Consider the following 5,573-nt stretch of genomic DNA (forward strand, 5'->3'; position numbering starts at 1 on the left):
GGATCGATACCCGCATCCTCGAACGCCTCCCACACCCCCTCCAACAACAACCGCTGCTGCGGATCCATCGCCAACGCCTCACGCGGACCGATACCGAAGAACCCGGCATCGAAATCCGCAGCACCCGGCAGGAACCCACCCGAACGCGTGTAAGTCGTACCGGGATGATCCGGATCAGGATCGTAAGCGGCCGCCACATTCCAGCCCCGATCATCGGGGAATTCCGAGATCGCGTCGACTTCGTCTGCCACCAATTTCCACAGCTGCTCCGGCGACTCGACGCCCCCGGGATAGCGGCACGCCATGCCGACCACTGCGATCGGCTCGCGTGCCAGGTCGGCCAGGCGTTGCTGTTCGCCGCGCAGCCGCGCGTTCTCCTTCATCGACGCGCGCAATGCCGCGACAACCTCGTTCATCGACATCGACATCGGGCAGCTCCTGAACTATTGATCGCCACGCAGGGCAAGGCGAACCAAGGCTTCGTCGTCGAGTGCGTCGATCCCGTCCAGCGCCTCGGCATCGGTGGTCGGTCGACTGGACACGCCCTCGGCGCAGGTTCGATCCGGGAACATGCGGTCGAGCAGGTGAGCGGTAATGCGGTAGGGCGTCGGATAGTCGAAGACAAGGGTGGGCGGGAGCGCGAGCCCCGTGGTCTGGCCCAGCTTGTTACGCAGTTGCACCGCGGCGAGGGAGTCGAACCCCAGTTCCTTGAAGCTTCGCTCCGGCGGGATGGTCTGTGGTGACCGGTGGTGCAGCACGGACGCGATCGCCCCGCGCACCACCTGGAGCAGCCGGTATTCGCGATCGTCGGCGCCGAGAGCCGCTAGCGCGTCGCGTAGTTCGGCCGCCGGATCAGCGGTTTCGACGGTGCCATGGCGCGCACCGACCAGCTCGTAGAAGATCGGCGCGAGGCGGTCTGCGCGCGCCTGAGCACGCAGCATCGCGCGGTCGAGCCGGACCGGGCAGACCATCGGATCGGCATAGGCGAGCGCGGCATCGAAGAGGGCAAGGCCCTGCTCGGCCGACATGGCGATCACACCGGAATCGCCCATCCGGGAGACATCCAGTTCCCGCAACGACCCGGTCAGCGCGGTGGCGGGCGCCCAATAGCCCCAGGCCATCGATGTTGCCGGCAGCCCTGCGGCCTGCCGGGAGTGTGCGAGTGCGTCCAGGAACACGTTCGCCGCCGCGTAATTCGCCTGTCCTGCACCGCCGAGCACGCCCGAAGCCGAGGAGAACAACACGAATGCTGACAAATCGAGCTCTCTGGTGGCTTCGTGTAGATGCCATGCGGCGTCGACCTTGGCCGCCAGAACCGCGTCGAGACTTTGTGGAGTCATCGCCTCGATGACGCCGTCGGCGAGCACACCGGCACTGTGCACGACCACGCGCAGCGGGTACTCGGACCCGATCTCGGCGACCAGGGCGGTGGTCGCGGCCCGGTCCGCCACATCGCAGGCTACGACACGCACCTGTGCGCCCGCCGCGGTCAGCTCAGCCGCGAGCGCGTCGGCGCCCGCAGCCTCGGAGCCGCTGCGGCTCGCCAGAACCAGGTGACGTACACCGTGTTCGGCGACGATGTGGCGGGCCACCAGTGCTCCGAGTCCACTGGTGCCACCGGTGATCAGCACGGTCGAGTCCGGATCGAACACCGACGGCACCGCGCTGACCGGTGCCGCGGCCACGAGTCTCGGCACGCGAAGGCCGTCGGCCCGCACCGCGATCTGGGCAGCACCGGAGCCGACCGCGAGATCCAGTGCGCGCCACCACTCGACTGGATCGGCGCGGTAGTCGAGGTCGATGTCGACCAGCACGAACCGATCCGGATGTTCGGACTGCGCGCTGCGCAACAAACCCCAGACCGGTGCCGTCGCGATGTTCGGCGCGGCCACGGCGTCCACCGTCATCGCGGCGTGGGTGGCCACCACCAGCCGGGTGCGCGCCAGACTCGGTGCGGCCAGCCACTGTTGCACCACCGCCAGCACCTGCTGGGTCACTTCGTGGACCGCGTGCGCGATATCGCCCCCCGAGGGTGCTTGGATCCGGACGACCGCCGCACCGGGCACCGGCGCGCCGCTGTCCAGCGCGGCGACCAACGCGCAGACGTCGTCATAACGGCGAACATCCGCAAGCTCCACGTCCACAGCTGAATCCGGGCCGAGCAGCACGATCCGGGCCGGTACTCCCGGTGCCGAGCTTGCCGTCGCTTTCCAGTCGAGGGTGTACATCGGGTCGGGCTGCGAACGGGCTGAGGCCAGTTGGTCCGAGGAAATCGAACGTGACACCACTGATTCCACCGATGCCACCACGTGTCCGGTCTCGTCGACTCCGACCATGCGCACCGCATCGGGTCCTGCCGGTGTCAGGCGGACCCGCAGTACGCCCGGGGTAGCTCGCCTCGAGAGCCGCACACCCGACCAGACGAACGGCAGCGCGACACCGTCGGCTGAGCCCGCGTCGATCAGCGCGGCATGGAAGGCCGCGTCCAGGACGCCGGGATGCAGGAGGAAGGCTGGATCCGATTGGGGCACGACCACTTCGGCGAAGATCTGCGCGCCGTGCCGCCGAACAGTCCGCATCCCCTGGAAGGCCGGGCCGTAGCCGAATCCCCGCCGTGCCAGCGCCGAGTACGCGCCGTCGGTGTCCATCTGCACCGCGTCGTCCGGCCACCATGGCGTGATGTCTCCGGTCGGCCCGATGTCGTCGGGCGAGGTGGCCACGGAGTCGGCGACCAGCGTGCCGGCGGCGTTGCGCATCCATGCGCCGCCGTCGTCGGGCGCCGGGTTGGAATGTACGGTGCACGAGGAGCGGCCGTGGTCGTCGGGTTCACCGACTCGGATCTGGACGGCGACCTCGTCCTCGCCGCGCAGGATCAACGGCGCCTCCAGCGTGAGTTCGGCGACCACCGGGCAACCGGCTCTGGCGCCGAACGCGGCAACCAGCTCTACCAGTGTGGTACCCGAGACCACGACCTCGCCGAAAACCAAGTGGTCCCGAAGCCAGGGATAGCGGGTGACCGACCAAACGCCGGTACCCAGCCACCCCATCCCGTCTGCCAGGTGAACCGACCCCGCGAGCAGTGGATGGTCACCGATCGTCATCCCGAGTGCCCGCAGGTCGCCGCGGGGTTCCGGGACGGCCCAGAAGCGTTCCTGGTCGAAAGCGTAGGTAGGCAGCGTGATCCGACGGGCGCCGCGGCCTGTGTAGAGCACCCGCCAGTCCACGTCCATACCGGCGACGAATGCTTCGGCCAGCGACTGCAGGAACCGATCCGCATTCCCGTCCTCGTGCCGCAGCGAGCCGACCACGCACATCGCAGCGGGGTCCAATCCGGCGACCTCCGCGGACTGTCCCACCGCGACCGTGAGCGCCGAGTGTGGGCTCGCCTCCACGAATGTGCGGTACCCCTGTTGGACCATTGCCCGCACGGCGGCATCGAACAGCACCGGCTCGCGCATGTTGCGGAACCAATAGTCACCCCCGAGGTCGTCCACCCCGGCTTCGGATCCGGTGACGGTCGAATGGAATCGGACCGTCGTCTGCTCAACCACCGCCGGGGGCCCGAGGGCGGCGAGCAATGGCTCGCGCACCACGTCGACCTGCGGCGAGTGCGAGGCATAGTCCACCGAGATCCACCGCGCCCAGACGCCGTCGCCCAGGCAACTGTCATAAACCGCGCCGAGGGCCTTCGCGTCGCCGGCCAAGGTGATCACGGCGGGGCCGTTCACCGCGGCCACCCACACCTCGTCCGGGCACCGCCGCAACCGGTCGCGCACCCGGTCGAGCGGCTCGGCCAATGACATCATCCGTCCGTTGCCGCCGACGGCGACCACGTGCTCCTGCACCAACCGGCTACGCACCGCGACGATATGGGCTGCTTCCGCCAGCGTCAGCCTGCCCGCCACACACGCGGCCGCCACTTCGCCTTGCGAATGCCCAACCACGCCGTCTGGCCGAATTCCGAACGACTCCCACAGCGCTGCCAACGACACCATCATCGAGAACAGCACAGGCTGGACGACATCCACCCGTTGCAACGACGGTGCGTCAGGGTCGCCGCGTAGCACGGCTCGCAGTGACCAATCGAGGTGTGGCGCGAATGCTTGCTCGCATTCAGCGATACGCGCCGCGAACACGGGCGAAGCCGCGAGCAGATCCTCGGCCATCCGCGGCCACTGTGCGCCTTGGCCGGGAAACACGAAACCGATCCGTCCGACCGTCCCGACTCGACCGGACACGACCCGGACATCGCGATGGTCCACGTCACGCGCGTCGATGATCGACTCGAGCCCGGCGAGCAGCTCCGTGCGTGAGCGGCCGATGACCACGGCGCGACAATCCCATCGCGCACGTGTGGTGATCAGTGAGTACCCGATATCCGCCGGGTCCAGTTCAGGGTCGGCGAGCACTCGCTCGCGTAGGCGTCGGGCCTGCCCTGTCAGGGCACTCGCCGATCGGGCCGACAGCACCCAGACGACCGGGGCGGATGCGAACGGTGCCACCGTGTCCGGTCCGGTCCGATCCGGTGCTGCCGGCTGTTCGACGGGGGGTGCTTGCTCGACGATGACGTGCGCGTTGGTGCCGCCGATGCCGAAGGCAGAGACTCCGGCCCGACGCGGCCGACCAGTCTCAGGCCACACCCTCGACTCCGACAACAACCCAACCCCAGAACCCTCCCACACCACACCCGACGAACCCACACCCACATGCAACGACCTCGGCAACACCCCATACCGCATCGCCATCAACATCTTGATCACACCCGCCACCCCCGCAGCAGCCTGACTATGACCAATATTCGACTTCACCGAACCCAACCACAACGGCTCCCCCACCCGAGAACCCCCATACACCCCCATCAACGCCCCCACCTCCACCGGATCACCCAACACCGTCCCCGTCCCATGACCCTCCACCACATCCACATCCCCCGACACCAACCCCGCATCCACCAACGCCGCACCGATAACCCGCTCCTGCGACGGACCACTCGGCGCCGTCAAACCATTCGACGCACCATCCTGATTCACCGCCGAACCACGCAACACCCCCACCACCGAATGCCCACAACGCACCGCATCCGACAAACGCTCCAACACCAACACACCCAAACCCTCAGACCAACCAGTCCCATCCGCCCCCTCCCCATACGACTTACACCGACCATCAGGCGCCAACCCACGCTGCCGCGAAAACTCCACGAACACACCGGGAGTCGCGAGGACGGTGACACCGGCCGCGATGGCCATGGCGCACTCTCCCCGGCGCAGCGACTGCATCGCCAGATGGATCGCCACCAACGACGACGAACACGCCGTATCCACCGTGATCGCCGGCCCCGTCAACCCGAACGAATACGCCACCCGACCCGACACCACGCTGCCCGCCGAACCGGTGCCCCAGTAGCCACTGAGATCACTGATCGTGCGGGTGGCGATCTCATAGTCCCGGTACATCGCCCCGGCGAAGACGCCGGTGTCGCTGCCCCGCAACGACACCGGATCGATACCCGCATCCTCGAACGCCTCCCACACCCCCTCCAACAACAACCGCTGCTGCGGATCCATCGCCAA

General features: G+C 67.8%; 2 protein-coding genes. Both read right to left on the reverse strand.

The window, feature by feature from the left end:
* A partial coding sequence (locus tag ACFO5K_RS22140; protein WP_378566291.1) for a beta-ketoacyl synthase N-terminal-like domain-containing protein occupies window positions 1-428 on the reverse strand: 428 nt, incomplete at its 3' end.
* Between the two features lie 15 nt (window positions 429-443).
* Window positions 444-5,573 (reverse strand): type I polyketide synthase (locus ACFO5K_RS22145; protein ID WP_378566294.1); only part of this gene is annotated, 5,130 nt, incomplete at its 5' end.

This window comes from Nocardia halotolerans (assembly GCF_042650145.1).
GTDB lineage: Bacteria > Actinomycetota > Actinomycetes > Mycobacteriales > Mycobacteriaceae > Nocardia > Nocardia halotolerans.